Origin of the sequence: Actinosynnema sp. NPDC023587, from assembly GCF_040640215.1 — a bacterium.
Taxonomy (GTDB): Bacteria; Actinomycetota; Actinomycetes; order Mycobacteriales; family Pseudonocardiaceae; genus Actinosynnema.
This window is the reverse complement of record NZ_JBFABG010000004.1, coordinates 444,622-467,911: the sequence shown is the minus strand read 5'-3', so window position 1 is coordinate 467,911 and position 23,290 is coordinate 444,622. Positions and strand designations below refer to the sequence as shown.

The window sequence follows — 23,290 nt, the reverse complement described above, 5'->3', positions numbered from 1 at the left end:
CTCGACCAGCCAGGCCGCCGGAGAACATCGGGCCGAACGGCTGATCGCCACGTCGAACGCCGCGTCGGGGAACGGGTGGACCTGCGCGTCGGCCTGCTCGAACGCCGCGTTGGCCGGACCCTCGCGGGCAGCCCGCTCGCGGGCCGACCCGACCATCCGGGACGACGGGTGAGCGCTGCGGCGGCCCGGAATCGCGGGTGGTGGTGGGCCGGTCCCCGTTCCAGCCGGTCGCGAGCCGCCGCCCGCCGTGCTCCGGTTACGGCCCGGAGGTGGGGGCCGGGGACGGCGTCGTCGTCGTGCCCGAGGAGGAGCTCGGCGTCGGCGAGGGGTACGAGGTCGGCGGGGTGCTCGGTGACGTCGGCGTCACCGGCACCGGCGCGGTGGTCGTGGTGAGCTCGACCTTCGGCTCGTCCGGGCGGGGTCCGGCGGCGTCGGGCTCCTTCGCCCGCGCGGACGTGGTGGGCGACGGCCCGGCTGCCCGTGCCGACACCGTGACCACCACCGTGGACGTGCTGCCGTCGGCGGCCACCTGCACGGACGTGCCGACCGTCGCCTGCACGTCGGCGCGCGGCTCCGGCGGCACCGGTTCGGGGGCGCGGTCCATGGCCAGCATGGACGCCAGCGTGGCGATCACCGTCGCGACGACCGCGCCGCCGCCGGCGAGCAGGGCCACCGAGGAGATCTTCTTCTTCGGCGACTCCACTTGATCTTCCTCGAACACACCATCTCCCTGTGGGGGACCGGTCGGATGGTCAGGTGTCCGAGTTATCGGCGGCGCACGCCGGGAGGCGAAACGTTCGAGCGGTCCTCCACCCCTTCGTGTGGTGGACCGTCACCCCCGGGCCACGCCCTCGTTTGGCCGGTCCTAGGTCGACGGGGAGGTCGACGAGGACGTCGACGGGGAGGTGGTGGTCCCGGCGGGTTCGGTGGTGGTCGGCGGTTCGGACGGCGTGGTGGTCGTATCCACCGTCGTGCCGGCCGGCGGCGCGGTGGGCTCCGGGCTGCCGGTCGGCGGGTCCTCGACCGTCGTGGTCGTGGTGGTGCCGTCCGGGTTGGTCACGGTCGTCACCCGGGTGCGCTTCGCCGTCGTGGTGGTGGTCGTGGTCTCGGCGGGCGCGGTCGTCGCCTCGGTGGTGGTCGTGGTGGGCGGCACCGACGTGGTGCTGGGCGAGGTGACCAGCGTGCTGCGCGACACGACGTCCTGGCGCGGGGTCGGCCTGGCCGGGCCGGCCTCCGGCGACGCGCCCGCGATCGAGGCGACGGAGGCGAAGATCGTCGCCACCACCACGCCGGACGCGGCCAGCAGCACGGTGGGCGACACGCGCGGTCGGCGGTGGTCGGGTTCCGGGGTTTCGTACAGCCCGTCGGTCACGCGCACTCCCTCGTTACCTGCCGAAATTCTGGGTCCAGTACCAGCCGTCGGTCGCCAGGCCCACCCCGATCGTGGTGAACCCGCAGTTCAGGATGTTGCGACGGTGCCCGTCGGAGTTCATCCAGGCCTTCATCACCGCTTCCGGCGAGCGCTGGCCCTTGGCGATGTTCTCCCCGCCGGGGCTCGGGTGGCCCGCCGCGCGCATCCGCTGCGCGAAGTCCACGCCCTCCGGGGTGTCGTGCGAGAAGTAGTCGCGCGCCGACATGTCGTCGCTGTGCCCCTGGGCCGAGGTGACCGCGCGCTCGTCCACCTTCACCGGCCCGCACCCGGCGGCGGACCGGGCCTCGTTCACCAGGTCCACGACCCGCCGGGTCCCCGTCGCCGGCGGCGGGGCCGCCGTGGTGGTGGTCGGCGGCACCGTCGTGGTCCCGGTCGTGGTGGTGGTCGGCGGCGCGGTCGTCGTGGTCTCGGTGGTGGGAGCGGTGGTGGTGGTCGACGTCCCGGTGGTGGTCGGCGCGGGCGCGTCCGGCTCGGTGGTGCGCGCGGGAAGGCCGACACCGCCCACGCCGCCGACACCCGTGTTGTCGCCTTGGTCGTCTTGTGCTGTGGTGGGCGCGCCGAACGGGGCGAGCTGCTCCGGACCGGCGAACGCGACGCCGGTCGCACCGGCGGCACCGAGTAACAGCCCGACGAGCACGCCTACCACGGATCTGTTACCGCGCCGCGCAGTCACGGTCGCGCACCGTACCACTAACGGGTGAAATGTCAGGATGGAAGTTGTGGCTGGAGTAGAGCGGACCGTGCGCCTCACCGCGTGGGTGCGGGGGCGGGTGCAGGGCGTCGGCTTCCGGTGGTGGACCCGCGCCAGGGCCCTTGAGCTGGGCTTGGTCGGCAGCGCGTCGAATCTGGGGGACGGTCGGGTCGAGGTCAACGCCGAGGGCCCGGAGGCCGCGTGCCGCTCGCTGGTCGAAGCGCTCCGCTCCGGTCGGTCACCCGGTCAGGTGGACTCGGTCGTGGAGCGCTGGTCCGAGCCGCGCGGTGGCCTGACCGGATTCGTGGAGCGTTGAGCACCGGGCCGCCGTGGTCGCGCCGGACCGGTCGGCGGCGGCGGTCGGCCGACGTCGGCAGGACCCGCGCGGTAGGGCTGAGCTGGGGCGCGGTGTGCCCGCCACTCGATCGGTACGGCCTTGGGTAGGCTGCCCCGGTGCACCTCAAGAGCCTGACGCTGAAGGGCTTCAAGTCCTTCGCCTCGGCTACCACGCTGCGCTTCGAACCGGGCATCACGTGCGTCGTCGGCCCCAACGGGTCCGGCAAGTCCAACGTGCTCGACGCGCTCCGCTGGGTGATGGGCACGCAGGGCGCGAAAGACCTGCGCGGCGGCAAGATGGAGGACGTCATCTTCGCCGGCACGTCCGGCCGCGCCCCGCTCGGCCGCGCCGAGGTGACGCTGACCATCGACAACTCCGACGGCGTGCTGCCGATCGAGTACACCGAGGTGTCGATCACCCGCCGGATGTTCCGCGAGGGCGCGACCGAGTACGAGATCAACGGCAGCACCTGCCGGCTGATGGACATCCAGGAACTGCTGTCGGACTCCGGCATCGGCCGGGAGATGCACGTCATCGTCGGCCAGGGCCAGCTCGCCGCGATCCTGGAGTCCAAGCCGGAGGAGCGCCGGGCGTTCGTCGAGGAGGCCGCGGGCGTCCTCAAGCACCGCAAGCGCAAGGAGAAGGCGCTGCGGAAGCTGGAGGCGATGCAGGCGAACCTGACCCGCCTCACCGACCTCACCGCCGAGCTGCGCCGCCAGCTCAAGCCGCTGGGCAAGCAGGCCGAGATCGCCCGCCGCGCCCAGCTCGTGCAGTCCGAGCTGCGCGACTCCCGGATGCGCCTGCTGGCCGACGACCTGGTGACGCGGCGCGCCGCGCTGGCCCGCGAGGAGCAGGACGAGGCCACCGCGCGCGCCCGGCGCACCGAGGTCGAGCAGTCCCTCCAGCAGGCGCAGTTCCAGCAGAACGAGCTGGAGGACCAGGTCGCGGCCGACGCGCCGAAGCTCCAGCAGGCGCAGGACACCTGGTACCGGCTGTCCGCCCTGGAAGAGCGGTTGCGCGGCACCGTGCGGCTGGCCGTGGAACGGGAGCGCCACCTGTCGGCGGCCGTCGAAGCGCCGCGCGGCGGGCGCGACCCGGACGAGCTCGACGCCGAGGCCGAGCAGACCGCGCTGCTGGAGCAGGAGCTCCAGGACGGGGTCACGGAGGCCCGGGTCGGGCTGGCCGAAGCCGTCGAGACGCGGGCCGAGCTGGAGCGCATGGTGCAGGCGGCCGAAAAGGCGCACCTGGCGGCCGTGCGCGCGATCGCCGACCGGCGCGAGGGCCTGGCCCGGCTGTCCGGCCAGGTGGAGGCGCTGCGCTCGAAGACGTCCGCGACCGCCGAGGAGATCGAGCGGATGTCGGTCGCGCTGGCCGAGGCCGTGGAGCGGTCCGAGGTCGTCGCCCAGGAGTTCGCCGAGGCCCGCGAGATCACCGGCACCGAGGACGAGGACGACATCGGCCTGGACGAGCGGCACCGGCACGCGGCCGAGGCGGACGCCGCCGCGCGCGGCCGGGTCGAGGAGCTGGTGAAGGCCGAGCGGACCGCCGAGCGCGGCATCGCGTCGTGGCAGGCCAGGGTGGACGCCCTGTCGCTGGGCCTGACCCGCAAGGACGGCGCGGGCGCGCTGCTCGCGTCGCGGCTGCCCGGCCTGCTGGGGTCGGTCGCCGCGCTGCTCACCGTCGAGCCCGGTTTCGAGGTGGCGCTGGCCGCCGCGCTCGGGCCGGTCGCCGACGCGGTCGCCGTGCGGTCGGGCTCCGACGCGCTGGCCGCGCTGGAGCTGTTGAAGGAGCAGGACGCGGGCCGGGCCGGGGTGCTGGTCGGTGGCTCCGCGCCCGCTGACCGGCCGTCGTGGCCCGCCCTCCCGCACGGCGCGCGGTGGGCCGTGGAACTGGTGCGGTCGCCCGAGGCGCTGCGCCCCGCGCTGCACCGGGCGCTGGACCGGCTCGCCGTGGTGGACGGCCTGGCCGGTGCGCGCGACCTGGTCGAGGCGCACCCGGACGTGCGCGCGGTGACCCACGAGGGCGACGTGTTCGGCGCGGACTGGGCGGTCGGCGGTTCCGGGCGCAGCCAGAGCGTGATCGAGGTGCAGGCGGCGGTCGACGAGGCGTCGGAGAAGCTGGCGCTGACCGAGCGCGAGCTGGAGCGGTCGGCGGCGGCGCTGGAGGGCGCGCGGGCCGAGCAGCAGGCCCGGCGCGGCGAGGTCAACGCGCTCAAGGAGCAGCTCAACGAGGCCAAGGTGCGCCGCGCCCGGTCCTCCGAGCGGCTCAACCGGCTGGCCTCGGCGGTGCGCTCGGCCGAAGCCGAGGTCGAGCGGGTGCGCGTCCAGCGGGCGAAGGTCGAGGCGGCCCGCGAGGAGAACCTGCTCAAGCTCGGCGAGCTGGAGGAACGCCTCCTGGTCGCCGAGGAGCAGCCGCTGGACGACGAGCCGGACACGTCCCACCGCGACGAGGCCGCCGCCGAGCTGGCGTCCGCGCGGCAGGGCGAAGTCGACGCGCGGCTGCACCTGCGCACGGCGGAGGAGCGGGCGCGGGCGTTGCAGGGCAAGGCCGAGGGGTTGCGCCGAGCCGCGCGCGCCGAGCGCGAAGCCCGGGAACGGGCGCAGCGCGCGCACGCCGCGCGGGCCAGTGGCGCGGTGGTGGCCAAGGCCGTGGTCCGGGGCGGCGAGGTGGCGCTGGCGCGGATCGGCGAGTCGCTGGCCCGCGCCGCGCGGGAGCGGGACACCGCGCAGGAGCGCAAGGCGCAGCGCGAGACGTTCCTCGCCCGGGTGCGCGGCCTGGTCCGGGAGATGTCGGTGGAGCTGGAGAAGCTGACCGACGCCGTGCACCGGGACGAGGTCCTGCGGGCCGAGCAGCGGATGCGCATCGAGCAGTTGGAGACCAAGGTCGCCGAGGACTTCGGCATCGGTCTGGACGACCTGGTCGCCGAGTACGGACCGGACGTGTTCATCCCGCCCTCGCAGCAGGAGCTGGCCGAGTACGAGGCCGCCAAGGAGCGCGGCGAGGCGGTGACCGCGCCGCAGCCGATCCCGTTCGAGCGGGAGACCCAGGTGCGGCGGGCCAAGCGGGCGGAACGCGACCTGTCGCTGCTGGGCAAGGTCAACCCGCTGGCGCTGGAGGAGTTCGCGGCGCTGGAGGAGCGCTACAAGTTCCTGTCCAACCAGCTCGAGGACATCAAGGCCACCCGCCGCGACCTGCTGACCGTGGTGAAGGAGGTCGACGACAAGATCCTGGAGGTCTTCGCGTCGGCCTACGAGGACGTGGCCCGCGAGTTCGAGGTCGTGTTCAAGGTGCTGTTCCCGGGTGGCGAGGGCCGGCTGGTGCTCACCGAGCCCGACGACATGCTGGCCACCGGCATCGAGCTGGAGGCCCGCCCGCCGGGCAAGAAGGTCAAGCGGCTGTCCCTGCTCTCCGGTGGCGAGAAGTCGCTGGCGGCGGTGGCGATGCTGGTCGCGATCTTCCGCGCGCGGCCGTCGCCGTTCTACGTGATGGACGAGGTCGAGGCGGCGCTGGACGACACCAACCTGCACCGGTTGATCGGGCTGTTCGAGCAGCTCCGCGAGCGGTCGCAGTTGTTGATCATCACGCACCAGAAGCCGACGATGGAGATCGCGGACGCGCTCTACGGCGTGTCGATGCGGGGCGACGGCATCAGCCAGGTGATCTCGCAGCGCCTGCGCGGCCGGGACGACCCGAAGCCCGGCAAGCCCCGCGCCGCCGCGCCGGCGGCACCGATCGAAGCCGCGCCTGCCGAAGCCGCGCCTGCCGTGGCGGCGCCTGCTGAAACCGCGCCTGCCGTGGCGGCGACGGAGCACTAGCGCGCGAGCGGGTGCAGGCGGAAGTCCCGCCCGGCGAACCCCCACCTCAGCGCGGCACCGAAGAACTCCGCCGCACCCGGCACATCGCGGGTCATGAGATCCATCCGGCAGAACACGAGCCAGTCGTATCGGGCGCGGGGTGCGGTCGACAACTCAATTCCGGTAGGCGAAGCCCGTCCGGTACGCCCACACCACGGCCTGCGTGCGGTCGCGCACCTCCAGTTTGGTCAGGACGTGCTTGACGTGCGTCTTCACCGTCTCCACGGACAGGTGCAGCGACCGCGCGATCTCCGGGTTGGACAACCCCTCGGCCATCGCCCGCAGCACGTCCGCCTCGCGCTCGGTCAGCCGCACGGTCCGCGCCCGGTCGGCGGGGGTGCGCGCGGCGTGCGCCTCGAACAGCCGCCGGGTCACCGAGGACGCGATCACCGCGTCCCCGGCGGCGACCGTGCGGATTCCGGCGACCAGCTCCTCCGGTGAGGCCCGCTTGAGCAGGAAGCCGTCCGCCCCGGCCGCGATGGCGTCGTCGACCACCTCGTCCAGGTCGAACGTGGTCAGCACGAGCACCCTCGGCCGGGGCGTGGCGGACATCAGCTCGCGGGTCGCGGACACGCCGTCGCGCACCGGCATCCGGATGTCCATCACCACGACGTCCGGCCGCAGCGCCAGCGCCGAGACCACGGCGTCGCGCCCGTTGGCGGCCTCGCCGATCACGGCGATGTCGGGCTCGCTGTGCAGCAACGCCTTCAGGCCGCCGCGCACCAGCGAATCGTCGTCGGCCAGCAGCACCCGGATCACGGCTTCCCCCGCGCGGGCAGGGTGGCGCGCACCAGGAAACCGCCGTCCACCGGGCCGGCCTCGAACCGACCGCCTTCCAGGCGGGCCCGCTCGCGCATGTTCACCAGGCCGCGGCCCGGGGTCGGCGCGGGCAGGTGCCTGCCCTCGTTCGCGACCTCCAGCACCACCGTGTCGCCGACCTGCGCCAGGTCCACGTCGATCCGTCCGTTCTCGGTGTGCCGCAACGCGTTCGTCACCGCTTCCTGGATGATCCGGTGCACCGCCCGCGCCGCACCGGGCGCGAGGTCCACCTCGGCCGTGGTGAGCCGCATGTCCCGGCCGGCCGCGCGCACCCGCGCGGCGAGCTCGCCGAGGTCCGGCGGGGTGTCGTCGTCGTCGCTGTGCATCACGCGCAGCAGCCGGTCGAGCTCGCCGAGCGCGTCCCGTCCCACGGTCTCGATGTGCCCCAACGCCTCCTGGGCGAACTCGGGGTTGTCCGCGAACACCCGCCGGCCGACACCGGCCTGCATGACCATCACGTTCACCGCGTGCCCCAGGGCGTCGTGCAGCTCGCGCGCCAGCCGGGTGCGCTCCTCGGCCATCAGCCGCGCCTGCGACGCCTCGGCCCAGAACCGCCGGGCCCGGGTCGCCTCGCCGGCCACCATCGAGATCAGGAAGCACATGGTGATGCTGAACAGCTCGGAGGTGGTGACGTCGCCTCGGTCGAACACCACGTACCCCGCCAGCGCGGCGAGCGTGAGCAGCGCGCCGGCCAGCCGCAGCCCCCGGCCGTAGGTGGCGAACACGGTGAACACCGCGATCCACGCGGGCCACTGCACGACGGTGGGCGGGTAGCCGGCCGCCGCGTTCAGGATCACCGCCGTCCCGGTCACGGCCGTCACCGACACCGGGGCGGTGCTGCGCCACAGCAGGCTGGAGGCGGCCACCACGGCGAACACCAGGCCGAGGGCGTCCGTCGGCCGGTACGGCGGACCGGAACCGGCCAGCAGTGCGGCGAAGGCGGACGCGACGACCAGGCCGGCGGCGAGCCAGACGTCCGAGCGGGTGGGCATGGCTCATCGTCCCCCGCCGCCCCCACACCCGGTCAACGCTCTTAAGAGGACAACGCATCCCCCTGGAGGGGGAGATGGGTCGCCCGGCCCCGGGGGGCGACCGCAGGGGTGCCGCCTCCCTAGCGTTCCCGGCGATTCCCCCTGAGAAAGGACGTTCCGGTGGCAACGGTGCTCACGACCCGGCGCAGGATCGGGTTCGGGTGGCTGGCCCTGACGGCGGTCGCCATCGCGGTGTTCGTGCCGCTGCCCTACCTGACCGCGCCGTTGGCGGAGATGGGCGACAGCGGGTTGGCGAGCCACTACGCGGCGAAACCGCCGTGGGTGCACGCCGTGCTCTACACGCACATGATCGGCAGCGGTCTGGCGTTGCTGCTGTGCCCGGCGCAGCTCTCGGCGACGCTGCGGCGGCGGTGGCCGAAGCTCCACCGCGTGCTCGGCCGGGTGACCATCGTGGCGATGCTGGTCGGCGGCACGGGTGGCGCGGTGCTCGCGCCGATGAGCATCGCGGGCCTCAACGGGCTGGCGGGGTTCGGGCTGCTCGCGGTGCTGTCCGTGACGTTCCCGGTGCTGGGTGTGCTGGCGATCCGGCGCGGTGACGCCGCCACCCACCGGCGGTGGATGATCCGGGCGTTCTCGCTGGTCTACGCCGGGGTGATGCTGCGGGTCGGGGTGCTCCTGCTGCTGCCGGTGGTGGGCGACTTCGACTCCGCGTACGCCTTCATGCCGTTCGGCTCGTGGGTGCCGAACCTGCTGCTGGCGGAATGGCTGCTGCGGCGGGAGCGGCGGCGCGCGGACCGGACCGCGCCCGCGCCGGTGCCCGCCGGGGCTCGCTGAGCGCCCGGCGGGGGTCGGCCGTCAGCGGGCGTCCGGCTCGGTCTCGCGCGGCCGGGCGTCCAGGGCGGCGGCCTCCTCCGGGGTGGGCGCGGTGCCGCCCAGGTGGGCGGGCTGCCACCACTGGCCCGCGCCCGGCTGCGGGTAGTGCGCCTGCGCCCGGTCCAGCAGCTCCTGCATCCGGGTGCGCAGGTCCTTTTCGGTGGTGGGCTCGATCGGCTCGCCCACGACGATGGTGATCGGCACGTGCCGCTGGGTGAGGTTCTTGGGCCGGCCCTTGGTCCACAGGCGCTGGGTGCCCCACACGGCCGTGGGCAGCAGCGGCACGCCGGCTTCGGCGGCCATCCGCACCGCGCCGCTCTTGACGTCCTTGACGGTGAACGACCGGCTGATGGTGGCTTCGGGGAAGATCCCCACGACCTCGCCGGCGCGCAGCGCGGCCAGCGCCTGCCGGTAGGACTCCTGGCCGGCCGAGCGGTCCACCGGGATGTGGTGCATCCCGCGCATCAGCGGGCCCGACACGCGGTTGCGGAAGACCTCGTCCTTGGCCATGAACCGCACCAGGCGACGGGACGGCACCGCCCCGTAGCCGGCGAAGACGAAGTCGAGGTAGCTGACGTGGTTGCTCGCCAGCACGGCCCCGCCGGTGATCGGCACGTGGTGCGCGCCTTCCACGGCGATGCGGAGGTCGAGCACGCGGAACAGGACTTTGGCCGCGGCGATCACCGGCGGGTACACGCGATCTGGCATGACCTGAACGGTACGCTACTGGCGGGTAACCGTGTTTTGCTCCCGAACCACGCGAGGCACCCCGGCCAGGTCCTCCTCGTTGCACAACAGCTTGAGGTTGTAGTACGGCGAGCCCTTGGTGTCGTCGTAGTCCAGGTGGATGGCGATCACGTCCACCGGCTCACCCAGCCAGTCCTGGGTCTGCCGCAGCCACGACGAGGCACGTTCGAGGGCGCTCGGCAGGTCGTCGTCCCGGAACTCGACCGGCCGATAGGGGACTTCCTGCACCTGGTCCCGCTGGTTCGCAGGCATCGGCAGGTCTACCGCCACCCCGCTGTCGTTGAGTTCGAGTTGGATCGTTTCCTCACTCACACCTTGAGGGTCCACCACCCCGGGGCGTGCGGCAAGAGATGGGTGTGCGCGTTCAGCCGGTCTTGATCACGGCGGTGTCCTCCGGCGCGAGCCGCGCGCCGTCCCGGGAGCGGATCTCCAGGCGGGCCACCGGCCGCCCGCCGGCGCGGTCGACGAGTGCCGAGTGCGGCTCGCCGGGCTCGAACGAGTGCCGTTCACCCCACTGGCGCAACGCGACGATCACCGGGAACAGGTCGCGACCCTTCGCGGTCAGCCGGTACTCGCGGTAGGCGCTGCCGTCGGCGGCCGGTGCGGACTCCAGCACCCCGGCGGCGACCAGCGTGCGGAGCCGGGCGCTGAGCATGTTCTTCGCCACGCCGAGCCCGCGCTGGAAGTCGCTGAACCGCCGCACGCCGTCGAAGGCGTCCCGCACGATCAGCAGCGACCACCAGTCGCCGATCACGTCCAGCGAGCGGGCGACGGGGCACTCCGCCTGGTCGAGACTCGTCCTGCGCACCACGGTTGCATCTTACAACCACCTCCGGCTACGGTCCGACTGGTAGCAAGATGAAACCACTTGGAGGTCGGAGGGTGCTCTCCACCCGACGCGCGCTGCTGTTCGCCGCCACGGCGGGACTGGCGGTCGCGGACATGTACTTCGCGCAACCGCTGCTGGTCACCCTCGCCCGCGACTTCGGGCTCACGCCGGCCGGCACCGGCCTGGTCGTCACGCTCACGCAGGTCGGCTGCGCGGTCGGCCTGCTCTTCGTCGCGCCGCTCGGCGACCTGGTCGACCGCCGCCGGCTGGTGCTCGCCCTGACGTCGGCGTCGGCGGTCGCGCTGGTCGTCGTCGGCACCGCGAGCCACCCCGTCGTGCTGCTGGCGGGGCTGGTGGTGGTCGGGCTGCTGTCGGTGGTGGCCCAGGTGCTGGTGGCGTTCGGGGCGGCGCTGGCCGGACCGGACCGGCGCGGCCGGGTCGTGGGGTTGGTCACCAGCGGTGTCGTGATCGGCATCCTGCTGGCCCGCGTGGTGTCCGGCGTGCTCGCCGACCTCGCCGGGTGGCGCGCGGTCTACCTGGTGTCGGCCGGCGCGACCCTGCTGCTGGCGGCGGCGTTGCGGCGGTCACCCGCCGACCCGCCCGTGCGGACCGCGCCGCGCTACCCCGAACTGCTGCGCTCGACGGCGGCCCTGTTCGCCACCGAAGCCGTGTTCCGGAACCGGGCGCTGCTCACGATTCCGCTGTTCGCCTCGTTCAGCCTGCTGTGGAGCGGGGTGGCGCTGCCGTTGAGCGCGCCGCCGTGGTCGTTGTCGCACACGGCGATCGGTGCGTTCGGTCTGGTCGCCGCCGCCGGCGCGGTGGCGGCGGCGGGCGCGGGGCGGCTCGCCGACCGGGGGCTCGGGCAGTGGACCACGGGGGTGGCGCTGGTGCTGCTCACCGCGTCCTGGCTGCCGCTGGGGTTCGCGGTGGAGTCCCTGTGGGCGCTGGCGCTCGGCGCGCTGCTGCTGGACTTCGCGGTGCAGGCGGTGCACGTCACCAGCCAGAGCGCGGTCTACGCGGTGCGCCCGGCCTCGGGCAGCAGCCTGATCGGCGCGTACATGGCGTGCTACTCGGTCGGCAGCGGTCTGGGCGCGCTCGGGGCCTCGGCCGCCCACCAGGTCGCGGGCTGGTCCGGGGTCTCCGCGCTCGGCGCGGTGGTGAGCGTCGCGGCCCTGGTCTTCTGGGCGGTCACGACGCCGCGAAAACCCCTCGCTTTCGCCCGGTCCGCGAGTGACGATTCCGGGTATGTATGACATCCGCTTCGCCGGCCAGGGCGACCTCGACGCCGTGCTGGCGCTGCTCGTCCGGCTCCAAGCCGACACCGCGCACCACATCGGCTACCTCGGCGAGACGCTCGGCGAGCTCACCGAGGAGCTCGCCGAGTTCGAGCCCGACTGGCCCTCGTGCACGGTCGTGGCGACCGACGACTCCGGCCGGCTGTGCGGTGTGCTGAGCGTGGAGGTCGACGCCGAGCTCGGCCGGGTGTTCCTGCACGGTCCGTTCGTGGACGTACCGGTGAACCACCCGGCGGGCAGCCGGATCTGGGACCAGACCTCCGACGCCCTGTACGCCGAGGCCCGGCCGCTGCTGCGGGGGGTCGAGGACCGCGAGGTCTACGGTCACACCGGGCACCGCCGGCTCGCCGCGTTCGCCCAGCGGCACGGCTTCACCGCCGGCCGTGCCAGCGGCATCTACGTGCTCGGCGGCGACGCCCTGCGCGGTCTGCTGCTCAGGGACGCGGGCTGCCCGCGAACCGGCCCGGCCCGCGAGATGCGCGTGCTGCCGACCGACGCCGCCGTGCACGAGGCGGTGGCCGTGCTGCACGAGCGCTGCTTCCCGAAGACCTACCTGTCCGGCCGGAAGCTGGTCGACGGCGACGGTCGGCACACCGTCGTGGTCGCGATGGACGGTGCACGGGTGCTCGGCTACGCCGCCGGCAAGGCCGAACCCGGCGAGTACTACGTGGACTTCGTGGCGGTCGAACCCGACGCGCGCGGCAGCGGGGTGGGTGCGGCGCTGGTGACGGAGCTGATCTGGAAGCTCGCCGAGCGGCACGGGGCCAGACCGCAGACCGCCGCGTCGATCCTGGCCGGCAACGACTCCTCCCGCCGCATGTTCGAGCGCCTCGGCTTCCACCTCTACCTCGAACTGGTCGCCTACCGCGCGACCCCGGCCGCCTGATCCCGCGCCACCGCGCCGACCCCGCGCACCGCCCGACCCCTCCGCGTCAGGCCGCCCGGGTGGTCGGTTCCACCCCGGGCGGCGCGTCGTCCTTGTGGCGCAACGACAGCAGGCCACCCACGAGGAGCGTCGCCAGCACGCCCAGCGGCGTGTACCAGGGGTAGGCCAGGGGCTTGGAGCCCGTCGTGGCGGCGGAGAAGTCGATCGTCAGGACCGCGTCGGGACCGACGAACTTCACGCCCAGGATCACGAACGCCATCAGGATCACCGTCTCCCCGAACGCCACGATCGCGTCGTCCTGCCGCGCCCGCTTGAACAGCAGGCCCAGCAGGAACGCGCCGAGCAGCGCGCCGTAGGTGAACCCGGCGATGGACAGGCCCTGCTCCACGATCGGGTTGCCGCGCCCGGTGAACGAGGCGAACAGGCCCGCGCACACGACCAGCAGCCCGGCCCACACCACGGTCCAGATCCGGCCCTGCCTGAATAGCTCCGCGTCGCTCAGCGGCCGGCGCACCACCCGCTGCACCAGGTCGGTCACCGTGGAGGAGGCCAGCGCGCCCAGCGACGAGCTCAGCGCCGCCGCGAGGATGCCCGCGATCACGAACCCGGACAGCCCGGACGGCATGTCGTTCACGATGAAGCTCGCGAACAACTCGTCGGCGGTGTTCAGCTTCAGGTCGGTGATGGGGTTGGCACCCCGGTAGAACGCCCACAGCAGCACGCCGATGACCAGGAACAGGCCGAACTGGAGGATCACCACGACACCGCTGGCGATCAACGCCTTCTGCGCCGCCCGCACGTCCCGGGTGGCCATCAGCCGCTGCACGATCAGTTGGTCCGCGCCGTGCGACGCCATGGACAGCACCGCGCCGCCGACGAGCGCGGTCACGATCGCGTAAGGCGAGGTGAGCGGGTTCGCGGCGAGGTCGAAGACCTGGAACTTGCCCGCCTCGGCGGCGGCCGGGAACCAGCCGGCCGGCAGCTTCCCGGCCAGTACCACGATCACCGCGACCGCGCCCAGCACGTACCAGAGCATCTGGACGGCGTCGACCCACACCACCGCGCGCACGCCGCCGAGGAAGCTGTAGACGACCATCGCCAGGCCGAGCACCACCACGATCGCCCAGTACGACGCGTCCACGCCGTACGCGGCCAGCACGACCTTGACCGGGATCGCGGTGGCGAACAGCCGCAGGCCGTCCGCGAGCAGCCGGGTGACCAGGAACGTCACCGACGCGGTGCCCCGGAGCCCGCCGCCGAACCGCTCGCCGAGGAACCCGTAGGCGGTGACCAGGTCGCCCGCGACGTACCGGGGCAGCAGCACGAACGACACCACGACCCGGCCCAGCAGGTAGCCGACCGCCAGGGACAGGAACGTCATCGAGCCGCCGTAGGCGATGGTCGGCACGGACAGCACGGTCAACGTCGAGGTCTCCGCCGACACCACCGACACGCACACCACCCACCACGGGATGCGCCGCTCGCTGACGAAGTAGTCCGTGGCAGACCGCTGCCGCCCGCCGATCCACACGCCCAGCAGGGGCATGCCGACCAGGAACAGCACGATGATGGCGAGATCAACCGCGCGCACGGTGACCTCCGACTCGCAGGCCGGTGACGGGGACGTCGGCGGGGTCGGGCAGGCGCAGGGGCGTCCGGCCCGGGGTGATCGACCCGAGCAGGCGCGGGCCGGCCGCACCGGTGGCGGCGGGCACGTTCGCGGGCAGCCCGTGCCAGGTGAGGAAGCCCAGCAGGGCCGCCAGGTACGCCTCCTTGCCGTCCGCCGGGAGGCCGTACTCGTCGCTGGTGCGCAGGTCCACCTTGTCCTTCAACGACCTCACCAGCACCGGGTTGCGCATCCCGCCGCCCGAGCCGATCACGGTGGTGCCCGCACAACCGGCGGCGACCGTGCGGGCGGTGAGCTCGGTGAGCGTGGCCAGCAGGTCCTCGGCGGGCATGGTCAGACCTTCGGAGACCCGGTCCAGGTAGGCGCGGTCGAAGTGCTCCTTGCCGGTCGACTTCGGCGGCGGCGCGGCGTAGTACGGGTCGGCCAGCAGGCGGGTCAGCAACTCCTCGTGGACCCGGCCGCGCGCGGCGAGCTCGCCGTCCACGTCGTAGGTGCGCAGACCTCCGGACAGAGCGGTCATGGCCGCGTCCAGCAGCGCGTTGCCCGGTCCGGTGTCGTAGGCGAGCACCCCGGAGGGCGTCGTTCGGGTGATGTTCGCGATGCCGCCGATGTTGAGGGCGGTGGTGTCGGGCAGCCCGGCGAGCCAGAGCACGTCGAGGGTGCTCGCGAGCGGCGCGCCCTGGCCGCCGGCGGCGACGTCCCGGACGCGGAAGTCGGCGACCACCGGGAGGCCGGTGGCTTCGGCGATCCACGCGGGCTGCCCCAGTTGGAGGGTGCCCAGGCAGCGGCCGTCCTCGACGTGGTGGTGGACGGTCTGGCCGAGCGAGGCGACGAGGTCCGCCCGGTGGTTCCCGGCCGCCGCCGCGAACAGCCGGCCCAGGCGGGTGTCCAGCAGGCAGAGGTCCCGGGGGCTGCGGGGCGGGGTGCGCAGCCCGGGGGGGAAGGGGTGCTCGGCGTGCACCACGGGCGTGAGGACGACCGTCCCGCCGTCCAGCTCGAAGTCGCCCACCGCCACGTCGACGGCGTCCATCGACGTTCCCGAGATCAATCCGATCACCCTCACGCCCAGTGTCCTATGCCACACAACGCGTGGGCGCAAGGGGGGTGGTGGGCGAATCGCCGGGAGTCCACGTGGTTCGTCGATCGGTCACCACGCGAGGCGTGCGAGGATTGCGCGGTGTCCACCACGCTCCTGATCTGGATCGCCGTTGTCGTCGCGGCGCTGCTCGCGGTCGCCCTCGTCACGGGCGTCGTGCTGGCCAAGCGCAGGCGCATCAGCCTCACCGAGCCCGAGCGGGACAAGCCCGTCAAGGGGTACCAGGCGGGTGGCGGCGTCACGTTCGCCAAGCCCTCGGACGCGGTCGAGGCGGCCAGACCGGCCACCCCCACCGCGCCCGTCCGCGAACCCGTCCGCGAACCCGTCCGGGAACCCGTCGCGAAGCCGGACACCGCCCCTGTCGCGAAGCCGGCCACCGCGCCCGTCACCGAACCGGCGGCGGACCCGGTCGTCGAACCCGTGGAGCACCCGGTCGCGGACCGCACCGAGGTGGACGGGCAGCCCGGTGTGGGCGACGACGCCGCCGTGCCGAGGGACTCGGCCAAGCGCGGGTTCGTCGAGGTGCCGCTGCCCGAGGCCGCGTCGGAGATCGACGAGATCGAGCCCACCGCCGGCCGGCTGGAGCGGTTGCGCGGCAAGCTGTCGCGGTCCCGGTCCACGCTGGGCCAGGGGTTGCTCGGCCTGCTCGGCGCGGGTGACCTGGACGAGGACTCGTGGACCGACGTCGAGGACACGCTCCTGATGGCCGACCTCGGGGCCAACGTCACCGACCAGGTGGTCACGGCGCTGCGGGCGCAGATCGTGGCGCGCGGCGTGCGGTCGTCGGACGACGCGCGGGCGTTGCTGCGCGAGGTCCTGGTGGACGCGCTGCACCCGGAGATGGACCGCTCGGTGCACGCGCTGCCGCACTCCGGGAAACCGGCGGTGGTGCTGGTGGTCGGCGTGAACGGCGTCGGCAAGACCACCACGACCGGCAAGCTGGCGCGGGTGCTCGTCGCGGACGGGCGGACCGTGCTGCTGGGCGCGGCGGACACGTTCCGCGCGGCGGCGGCGGACCAGTTGGCGACGTGGGGCTCCCGGGTCGGCGCGGAGACCGTGCGCGGCGCGGAAGGCGCGGACCCGGCGTCCGTGGCGTTCGAGGCCGTGAAGCAGGGCGTGCACGCGGGCGTCGACACGGTGCTGGTCGACACCGCCGGGCGGCTGCACACCAAGACCGGGCTGATGGACGAGCTGGGCAAGGTCAAGCGGGTGGTGGAGAAGCAGGCGGCCGTCGACGAGGTGCTGCTGGTGCTCGACGCCACCACCGGGCAGAACGGGTTGACCCAGGCCCGGGTGTTCGCCGAGGTCGTGAACGTGACGGGGATCGTGCTGACCAAGCTGGACGGCACCGCCAAGGGCGGCATCGTGTTCCAGGTGCAGCGTGAGCTGGGCGTCCCGGTGAAGCTGGTGGGACTGGGCGAGGGGGCCGACCACCTGGCCCCGTTCGAGCCCGTCGCGTTCGTGGACGCTCTGCTCGGCTGACCGGCCGCGCGGCGATCAGGCCACGTCGGCGCAGCGGTGCCAGCACTCCTTGACCTGGCGCTGGTCCGGGAGCACGTGGAAGTGCAGCGGTTCCAGACCTGACCGGACGACGTACGCCCGCCCGGCGGGGTGGGGCCCCGGCACCACGTGCCGGAGGGTGCCGCGCGCCGGTTCCCGCCAGTCGTCCCGGTTCGTGGCGCGCACCCGTGCGCCGGGGTAGGCGCGGCGGTACTCGCCGATCAGGTCCACCAGCCAGCGCACGCGGTCGTCACCCGGTTCGGCGGGCACCGGGGTCAGCTCCCCGCCGTCGCACCAGCGGCCCACGACCTCGTGGTCGTCCCAGTGCAGGGTGAGCGTGCGGCCCTCATGCGTCGTTCCCACGCCGGAGATCTTCGCCTGCGGACGGGCCACCGGTCCGTCCGGGTCATCCGATCGTGGGCGTGGCCCCGGGTCGGGCGAGCGCCGACCGGTCGACCGGGTCGACAGCACGCTGCCGGGACCGCACGCCCGAACCGCTCCGATCACCCTCCGTTGCTGTACCGCGAGGTGAAAACTATGGTCCGCAGAGTAGAACCGGACGCAGGAGAGGTGGGCCACCCCATGACCGGTATCCGCGTGCTCGGGGGCGACGTCGAGCGGGGGGACGAGATCCTCACGCCGGACGCCCTGGAGTTCGTCGCCGGCCTCCACCGCGCGTTCGCCGCCACCCGCGACGAGCTGCTGGCGCGCCGGTCCGCGCGCGGGCGGCTGGGGTTCGCCGAGGAGACCCGCCACGTCCGCGAGGGTGACTGGCGGGTGGCCGAGGCCCCGGAACCGCTGCGCGACCGCCGGGTCGAGATCACCGGACCCACCGAGCGCAAGATGACCGTCAACGCCCTCAACTCCGGTGCGAAGGTGTGGCTGGCCGACCTGGAGGACGCGAACACGCCGCACTGGCACAACGTCGTCTCCGGCCAGGTCAACCTCTACGACGCCGCCCGCGGCACCGTCGAGCACCGCTCGCCCGAGGGCAAGCACTACACCCTGGAGGACGGCGACCGGCCGACCATCGTGGTCCGCCCGCGCGGCTGGCACCTGCCCGAGCGGCACATCGAGGTCGACGGCGGGCCCGCCGTGGGCGCACTGGTGGACTTCGGCCTGCACTTCTTCCACAACGCCGCGCTCGGCCGGCCGTACTACTACCTGCCGAAGATGGAGAGCCACCTCGAAGCCCGGCTGTGGAACGACGTGTTCACCGCCGCGCAGGCCGAGCTGGGCATCCCGCACGGCACGATCCGCGCCACCGTGCTCATCGAGACCATCCCGGCCGCGTTCGAGATGGAGGAGATCCTCTACGAGCTGCGCGAGCACGCGTCCGGCCTCAACGCGGGCCGGTGGGACTACCTCTTCAGCATCATCAAGTACTTCCGCGACCAGGGCGCGGAACACGTGCTGCCGGACCGCAACAGCGTGACCATGACCGCGCCGTTCATGCGCGCCTACACCGAGCTGCTGGTCCGCACGTGCCACAAGCGCGGCGCGTTCGCGATGGGCGGGATGGCCGCGTTCATCCCGAACCGCCGCGACCCCGAGGTGACCGCGCAGGCGCTCGCGAAGGTCCGCGCCGACAAGAACCGCGAGGCCGGCGACGGCTTCGACGGCAGTTGGGTGGCGCACCCCGACCTGGTCCCGGTGTGCCGGGAGATCTTCGACGCCGCGTTGGGTGACCGGCCCAACCAGCTCGACGTCCTGCGCGAGGACGTCCACGTGACCGCCGGGCAGTTGGTGGACTTCGCGTCAGCGGGCGGCCACGCGACTCGTGCGGGCGTGCGCAGCGCGGTGGACGTCGGCGTGCGCTACCTGCTGTCGTGGTTGGGCGGCAACGGCGCGGCGGCGATCCACAACCTGATGGAGGACGCGGCGACCGCCGAGATCTCCCGCTCGCAGTTGTGGCAGTGGGTGCACAACGGCGTGGTGTTGGACGACGGCACGCCGGTCACCGCCGACCTGGTCCGCGCGGTGCTGCACGACGTGCGGGCGGGACTCGACGGCGACCACCTCGACGCGGCCGTGGAGCTGTTCGAGCAGGTGGCCCTGGCGGACGACTTCGTGGACTTCCTGACCCTCCCGGCCTACGAGCGGATCGGCTGACGCCCGGACCCCAGGGGGCGCTGATGGACCGGGTGGGTGCGCAGACGGCGGCGGGAGCGTGCCGCGCGTCGGCTCAACCTGGTGGCGCTCAAGGCGGAATCCCGCCGCCGGTGGATTACTCCGCGCGGCTTTCCGCGCATCCCTACCATTGAGCGGCATTCGCGCTCGTGGGTGATTGGCGGTGAGGCCGGTGCTGTTGTCGTCGTTGACCAGGAGCCACGTGGTCGTGCGGGACGACGTCGAGGTGGCGCGGGCGAGAGCGGCGCGGGAGCGGGTGAACGCGGAATTCGTCGTGGTCGTCACCGCCGACGGCAACCCGCTGGGCGTGCTCGGCGTGCCGGAGCTGGCCGGGCTCGGGGAGACGGCGGAGACGCTGACCGCCGTGGCGCACCTGTTCCCGACCCTGGTGGTGATCGCCGGCGACCCGGACGAGCTGAGCGCCGACGAGCTGTTGGACCTGGCTGACCTGGTGGTCCGCGAGGGGCTGCGGTTCGTGCTGGTGGAACGGGACGGCCTGCCGTCGGGCGTGGTGCCGCGCGCGGCGATCGCCGACGCCCTGCCGTTCGACGTGCTGGACGGCCTGGCGGTCCGGACGGGCGACCTGACGGTGCCCGCGCCGCGGTACGTGTGCCGCAAGTGCGCGCCGCCGTCGTTCCAGCTACCGCGCGTGCCGGGGGAGGACGGCCGGCCGCCGAACTGCCGGCGGATCTTGTTCCACGGTGCCATGGAGGCGGACGCCTGAGGTTCGCCCCCGTGCGGGGAGTCACGGGGTGATCCGACGATCGCGTCCTGATCTTCCGCTACGCGCACCCCGGGCCGAACCGTGAGCGGGAGTCAGAACGTCGGCAGGGTGAGCCAGGAGGACCCGGCGTCCTCCGCGTCGTCGCGCAGCACCGAACCCTCGATCAGCCCGTAGGGCCGGTCGGCGGCGCAGAAGACCTCGTTGTGGTTCTCCAGCCCGAACGGGCTCAGGTCCACCTCGAAGTGGTGCCTGTTCGGCAGCGACAGGCGCACCTCGGCGACTTCCGGCCGGGCCTTGAGCACCGCCTCGCCCATCGCGTACAACGTCTGCTGCAACGACAGGCTGTGCTTGTCCGCGAACGTCCGCAGCAGGACCGCCCGGATCTCGGCGAAGCTCGCCGCCCAGTCGATCCCGGTCCCCTGGTAGCGCCACCGCGCGGTCACCGTCGTCGCCAGGACCCGGTCCGCCGTCTCCGGCAGGGTCGTGTACCGGTCGCGCGGGTAGCCGTGGAACTCCGAGCCGGTCGACTTGAGCACCGCCAGGTCCCGCAGCCCCGACACCACCCACGCCCGGGAACCCTCCACCGTCACGGCGGTGGTGCGCTTCTCGTCGCCACCCGCGACGAAGGCGTGGTCGTGGCCCTCGATCCGCTGCCACGAGTGCTCGTCGACCAGGATCAACGCCCCGTTGATCGCCTCCTGAGTGGACACGAAGTGCCGTCCCAGGCGCAGCGCGAAGTCCTCGATCTCGCCGACCGGGGCTTCCTTGGCGAACGCGTAGACGGTGTTCTTCTGCGTGTCGGTGGCCGGCACCTTCGCGTTGTCACCGGTCAGGTGGGTGTCGGCCAGGTCGCCCCGCAGCGAGGTGCCGACGGTGAAGTCCCGGACGGTGTGCACCGCGCCGTCCCGGGTCACCGTCACGAGCCGGTTCTCCGCTTTGCCGTACTGGTTGGGGCCCAGGACGATGGCCATCGGTCAGCTCCCTTGCGCGTCGTGGAGGTGTGGCCGGACCGGGCACGGACACCCCCCATTCTGCCCGGCGGAAGGGGGATTCCGCCCCAGCGACGGCACGAGCGCCCTCCGGCCGGTGCCAACAGCCGTGCCGCCGCGCTCGCCTCCCGATCCACGAGAGAGGATTTTCCTTGCGGTGACAGGAAGTTGACTAGGGACGCCCCCTCCTGTGGGCTTGCTGCACCCGCCTACCCCGACCGGCCTGGAAACGCTCACCGACGTCACCGAGTACTCACTCGTTAGGCTGGAAGCAGTCAACCTCGCGGCGTACCCCCTGTCCGACTTCAGGCGGTTGTGCGCCAGTTCACGCCCCTGAAAGCCTGCGGAAACCCAGTGGGGTGACAGGACTGAGGGAGGCACCTGTGCAACCGATCATCCGTGCGTTAGGCGGTGTGGGAACGGCTTTCGCGCTCGTCGTCGGCCTGACGTCGACCGCGTCGGCCGACCCCGTCGAAGCGCGAGGCGCGGACATCGCGGCCATCGACTGGAAATCGTGCCCGGAACTCGCCGAGGTCGAGTGCGGCACGCTGCGGCTCCCCGTCGACTGGGCCGAGCCGCGCGGCGAGAAGTTCGACCTCGCCGTGGCCCGCCGCAAGGCCACGAACCCGGCCAACCGGATCGGTGTCCTGCTGATCAACCCGGGCGGCCCCGGCGGTTCCGGCGTGAACTTCGCCCTGGGCGCGAACCGCTACTTCAGCACCGCCGTGCAGGAGCGGTTCGACATCATCGGTTTCGACCCGCGCGGCGTCGCGCGCAGCCGGCCGGTCACGTGCTCCGTCGACGTGTTGCAGCGCCAGCCCTCGATCCACCCGACCGACCAGGCCGGGTTCGACGCGCTGGCGCGCTACAACCGCGAGCTGGCCGCCGACTGCCGCGAGCGGACCGGCCCGATGTACGACCACGCCGACACCATCGGCGTCACCGACGACATCGACGCCCTGCGCCGCTCGCTCGGCGAACGGAAGATCAACTACTACGGCGTCTCGTACGGCACGCTCATCGGCCAGCAGTACGCCGAGCGCTACGGGCGCGACATCCGCGCCATGGTGATCGACTCCACCATGGACCACAGCCTCGACACGCGGCGGTTCGCCGAGTCCGAGGCGCGCACCGCCGAGGACTCGTTCACCGAGTTCGTGAAGTGGTGCGACCGGACCACGTCGTGCGCGCTGCACGGCCGGGACGTCACGCGGTTCTGGGACGACCTGCTGGCGAAGGCGGACCGCGGGGAGGTCACCGCTCCGGGCGACCCGACCCGCGAGATCACCGCCGACGACATCATCGGCGCGGCGTTCAGCGCGTTCTACGGTCCGGACTGGCAGCCGCTGGCGGCCTTCCTGCTCGACCTCGCGGCCGGCACCGCCACGCCGCGCGCGTTCGCGCCGGTGACCGCCGAGAACCCCTTCCCGGCGGTGTTCTGCCAGGACTGGGCGATCCGGGTGAAGAACCACCGCGAGTTCTCGACGCTGGTGCACCGGGCCCGGCAGATCGCGCCGCACATGCGCGGCTCGGCCCTGGGCCACTCCGCGGTGGCGGGCTGCGTCGGTCTGCCGGAGAAGGTCAACAACCCGCAGCACCGGCTGGACATCGACCACGCGCCCGAGATCCTGATGCTCAACGCCCTGCACGACCCGGCGACCGGCTACGAGTGGGCCGTCACCGCCAACCGCCAGAGCCGGGACACCACGGTCCTGCTCACCTACGAGGGCTGGGGCCACGGCGTCTACGACCGCAGCGAGTGCACCCGGGGCAAGACCGACAGCTACCTGATCGACCGGCGCGTCCCGCGCCACGGCACCCGGTGCGCCGCCGTCGAACCCCCGACCACGACCGCCCGCGCCACCGGGACCGCCCAGCTCCCGGCCGGTCCGAAGCCCGGCCTGCCGGGCTGGCTCGGCTAGCTCACCGGGCCGCCCCCCGTTCGCGCGGGGGGCGGCCCGTCCTCACGTGTGCAGCCCGCCCAGGAACCGGTCCACGTCGAAACCGCGCGACTCCAGCCGGGAGCGCGCGATCCGCCGCTCGTCGGGCGAGAACAGCGCTTCGTACTTCGGCCGCAGCACGGTGGCCTCGACGCTGTGGGCGAGCTTGCCGAGTTCCCCCAACCGGGTGAGATCATCCGAGGTGCCCGGCTCCTGGAGCACGATCCGGGCGGCACCGACCCCGCCGTGCCGGGCCACCGCCTCCAGGAACGCCTTCGCCCGGTACCGGGTCGTCCGGGCGAGGAAGCGGTGGTCGTCGTACAACTCCTTCTCGAACGCAGTCGCCAGTGCCACGCGTTCGGCGTCGTCTGCCGTGGTCATCGCACGTCCCTGCGTCGGCGGATCATGTCGGTTACGTCGAACACCGGTGAGGTGCCGTTAGCCGTGATGGCCCGGTGTCACCGGCGATGCTACGGCGCACGGCCGCGTCCGCCGGCGAACGTCCGCCGGTCGACCTCCGGAAACCTGC

At 73.1% G+C, this 23,290-nt stretch carries 22 protein-coding genes and 1 pseudogene; 10 read left to right on the top strand and 13 right to left on the bottom strand.

Annotation, left to right across the window (positions count from 1 at the left end):
* Positions 1-90: 90 nt before the first annotated feature.
* Positions 91-156: pseudogene (locus AB0G01_RS14495) on the bottom strand (hypothetical protein); the annotation flags it as partial.
* Between the two features lie 113 nt (positions 157-269).
* Between AB0G01_RS14495 and AB0G01_RS14490 the strand changes: the two are divergent.
* The gene (locus AB0G01_RS14490) at positions 270-707 is read left to right on the top strand and encodes a hypothetical protein (protein ID WP_360944558.1); all 438 of its coding nucleotides are present in this window, start codon (positions 270-272) and stop codon (positions 705-707) included.
* A 158-nt stretch (positions 708-865) separates the two neighbouring features.
* On the opposite strand, the gene AB0G01_RS14485 is transcribed toward AB0G01_RS14490, so the two are convergent.
* Both AB0G01_RS14485 and AB0G01_RS14480 read right to left on the bottom strand, forming a co-directional pair.
* Positions 866-1,372: a hypothetical protein gene (locus AB0G01_RS14485; RefSeq protein WP_360944555.1), complete on the bottom strand. Its 507-nt coding sequence runs from the start codon at positions 1,370-1,372 to the stop codon at positions 866-868.
* A gap of 13 nt (positions 1,373-1,385) precedes the next feature.
* Positions 1,386-2,078 (bottom strand): CAP domain-containing protein, encoded by a 693-nt coding sequence (locus tag AB0G01_RS14480; RefSeq protein WP_360944552.1) that lies wholly within the window; start codon positions 2,076-2,078, stop codon positions 1,386-1,388.
* Between the two features lie 64 nt (positions 2,079-2,142).
* On the opposite strand from AB0G01_RS14480, the gene AB0G01_RS14475 reads away from it, so the two are divergent.
* Together AB0G01_RS14475 and smc are read left to right on the top strand one after the other, a co-directional pair.
* Positions 2,143-2,439 carry an acylphosphatase gene (locus AB0G01_RS14475; RefSeq protein ID WP_360944549.1) on the top strand — a complete coding sequence of 99 codons (297 nt, stop codon included), beginning with the start codon at positions 2,143-2,145 and terminating at the stop codon, positions 2,437-2,439.
* 137 nt (positions 2,440-2,576) lie between these two features.
* Positions 2,577-6,275 carry a chromosome segregation protein SMC gene (smc, locus tag AB0G01_RS14470; protein ID WP_360944546.1) on the top strand — a complete coding sequence of 1,233 codons (3,699 nt, stop codon included), beginning with the start codon at positions 2,577-2,579 and terminating at the stop codon, positions 6,273-6,275.
* Positions 6,276-6,428: 153 nt separating this feature from the next.
* On the opposite strand, the gene AB0G01_RS14465 is transcribed toward smc, so the two are convergent.
* Positions 6,429-7,073 (bottom strand): response regulator transcription factor, encoded by a 645-nt coding sequence (locus tag AB0G01_RS14465; protein ID WP_360944543.1) that lies wholly within the window; start codon positions 7,071-7,073, stop codon positions 6,429-6,431.
* Complete coding sequence (locus AB0G01_RS14460) at positions 7,070-8,125, bottom strand: histidine kinase (RefSeq protein ID WP_360944540.1); 1,056 nt, start codon at positions 8,123-8,125, stop codon at positions 7,070-7,072. The genes AB0G01_RS14465 and AB0G01_RS14460 overlap by 4 nt, the downstream gene beginning before the upstream one ends.
* Positions 8,126-8,284: 159 nt before the next feature.
* Here AB0G01_RS14460 and AB0G01_RS14455 point away from each other — a divergent pair, with 159 nt between their 5' ends.
* Positions 8,285-8,959, top strand: a complete 675-nt coding sequence (locus tag AB0G01_RS14455; protein WP_360944537.1) for a DUF2306 domain-containing protein — start codon at positions 8,285-8,287, stop codon at positions 8,957-8,959.
* A 21-nt stretch (positions 8,960-8,980) separates the two neighbouring features.
* Here AB0G01_RS14455 and AB0G01_RS14450 read toward each other — a convergent pair whose 3' ends face one another.
* Genes AB0G01_RS14450 through AB0G01_RS14440 form a run of 3 tightly spaced genes read right to left on the bottom strand, consistent with a single transcriptional unit; the run spans position 8,981 to position 10,556 of the window.
* A complete protein-coding gene (locus AB0G01_RS14450; protein ID WP_360944534.1) occupies positions 8,981-9,706 on the bottom strand; it encodes a lysophospholipid acyltransferase family protein in 726 nt (241 codons plus the stop codon).
* A gap of 15 nt (positions 9,707-9,721) precedes the next feature.
* Positions 9,722-10,057, bottom strand: coding sequence for a hypothetical protein (locus AB0G01_RS14445; protein WP_360944531.1), 336 nt, complete (start codon positions 10,055-10,057; stop codon positions 9,722-9,724).
* Positions 10,058-10,109: 52 nt separating this feature from the next.
* Entirely contained in the window at positions 10,110-10,556 is a 447-nt protein-coding gene (locus tag AB0G01_RS14440) for a helix-turn-helix domain-containing protein (RefSeq protein ID WP_360944528.1), read from the bottom strand.
* Between the two features lie 71 nt (positions 10,557-10,627).
* Between AB0G01_RS14440 and AB0G01_RS14435 the strand changes: the two genes are divergently transcribed.
* Positions 10,628-11,827, top strand: coding sequence for an MFS transporter (locus tag AB0G01_RS14435; RefSeq protein ID WP_360944525.1), 1,200 nt, complete (start codon positions 10,628-10,630; stop codon positions 11,825-11,827).
* Positions 11,820-12,755 carry a GNAT family N-acetyltransferase gene (locus AB0G01_RS14430; protein ID WP_360944522.1) on the top strand — a complete coding sequence of 312 codons (936 nt, stop codon included), beginning with the start codon at positions 11,820-11,822 and terminating at the stop codon, positions 12,753-12,755. The genes AB0G01_RS14435 and AB0G01_RS14430 overlap by 8 nt, the downstream gene beginning before the upstream one ends.
* Positions 12,756-12,801: 46 nt before the next feature.
* Here the strand turns inward: AB0G01_RS14430 and AB0G01_RS14425 are convergent, their stop codons facing one another.
* On the bottom strand, positions 12,802-14,346 hold the full coding sequence (locus tag AB0G01_RS14425; protein ID WP_360944519.1) for a sodium:solute symporter: 1,545 nt from the start codon (positions 14,344-14,346) through the stop codon (positions 12,802-12,804).
* The gene (locus AB0G01_RS14420; protein WP_360944516.1) at positions 14,333-15,445 is read right to left on the bottom strand and encodes an anhydro-N-acetylmuramic acid kinase; all 1,113 of its coding nucleotides are present in this window, start codon (positions 15,443-15,445) and stop codon (positions 14,333-14,335) included. The genes AB0G01_RS14425 and AB0G01_RS14420 overlap by 14 nt, the downstream gene beginning before the upstream one ends.
* A gap of 114 nt (positions 15,446-15,559) precedes the next feature.
* Here AB0G01_RS14420 and ftsY point away from each other — a divergent pair, with 114 nt between their 5' ends.
* Positions 15,560-16,960 carry a signal recognition particle-docking protein FtsY gene (gene ftsY, locus AB0G01_RS14415; protein ID WP_360944513.1) on the top strand — a complete coding sequence of 467 codons (1,401 nt, stop codon included), beginning with the start codon at positions 15,560-15,562 and terminating at the stop codon, positions 16,958-16,960.
* Positions 16,961-16,975: 15 nt separating this feature from the next.
* On the opposite strand, the gene AB0G01_RS14410 is transcribed toward ftsY, so the two are convergent.
* Positions 16,976-17,341 (bottom strand): hypothetical protein, encoded by a 366-nt coding sequence (locus AB0G01_RS14410; protein WP_360944510.1) that lies wholly within the window; start codon positions 17,339-17,341, stop codon positions 16,976-16,978.
* A 219-nt stretch (positions 17,342-17,560) separates the two neighbouring features.
* Between AB0G01_RS14410 and aceB the strand changes: the two genes are divergently transcribed.
* Both aceB and AB0G01_RS14400 read left to right on the top strand, forming a co-directional pair.
* Complete coding sequence (gene aceB / locus AB0G01_RS14405; protein WP_360944507.1) at positions 17,561-19,090, top strand: malate synthase A; 1,530 nt, start codon at positions 17,561-17,563, stop codon at positions 19,088-19,090.
* Positions 19,091-19,271: 181 nt separating this feature from the next.
* Positions 19,272-19,832, top strand: a complete 561-nt coding sequence (locus AB0G01_RS14400) for a hypothetical protein (protein ID WP_360944504.1) — start codon at positions 19,272-19,274, stop codon at positions 19,830-19,832.
* Positions 19,833-19,924: 92 nt separating this feature from the next.
* Here the strand turns inward: AB0G01_RS14400 and pucL are convergent, their stop codons facing one another.
* Positions 19,925-20,803, bottom strand: a complete 879-nt coding sequence (gene pucL, locus AB0G01_RS14395) for a factor-independent urate hydroxylase (protein WP_360944501.1) — start codon at positions 20,801-20,803, stop codon at positions 19,925-19,927.
* Positions 20,804-21,234: 431 nt separating this feature from the next.
* Between pucL and AB0G01_RS14390 the strand changes: the two genes are divergently transcribed.
* On the top strand, positions 21,235-22,743 hold the full coding sequence (locus AB0G01_RS14390) for an alpha/beta fold hydrolase (protein WP_360944498.1): 1,509 nt from the start codon (positions 21,235-21,237) through the stop codon (positions 22,741-22,743).
* Positions 22,744-22,785: 42 nt separating this feature from the next.
* Here the strand turns inward: AB0G01_RS14390 and AB0G01_RS14385 are convergent, their stop codons facing one another.
* The gene (locus AB0G01_RS14385; protein ID WP_360944495.1) at positions 22,786-23,142 is read right to left on the bottom strand and encodes a hypothetical protein; all 357 of its coding nucleotides are present in this window, start codon (positions 23,140-23,142) and stop codon (positions 22,786-22,788) included.
* Positions 23,143-23,290 lie beyond the last annotated feature (148 nt).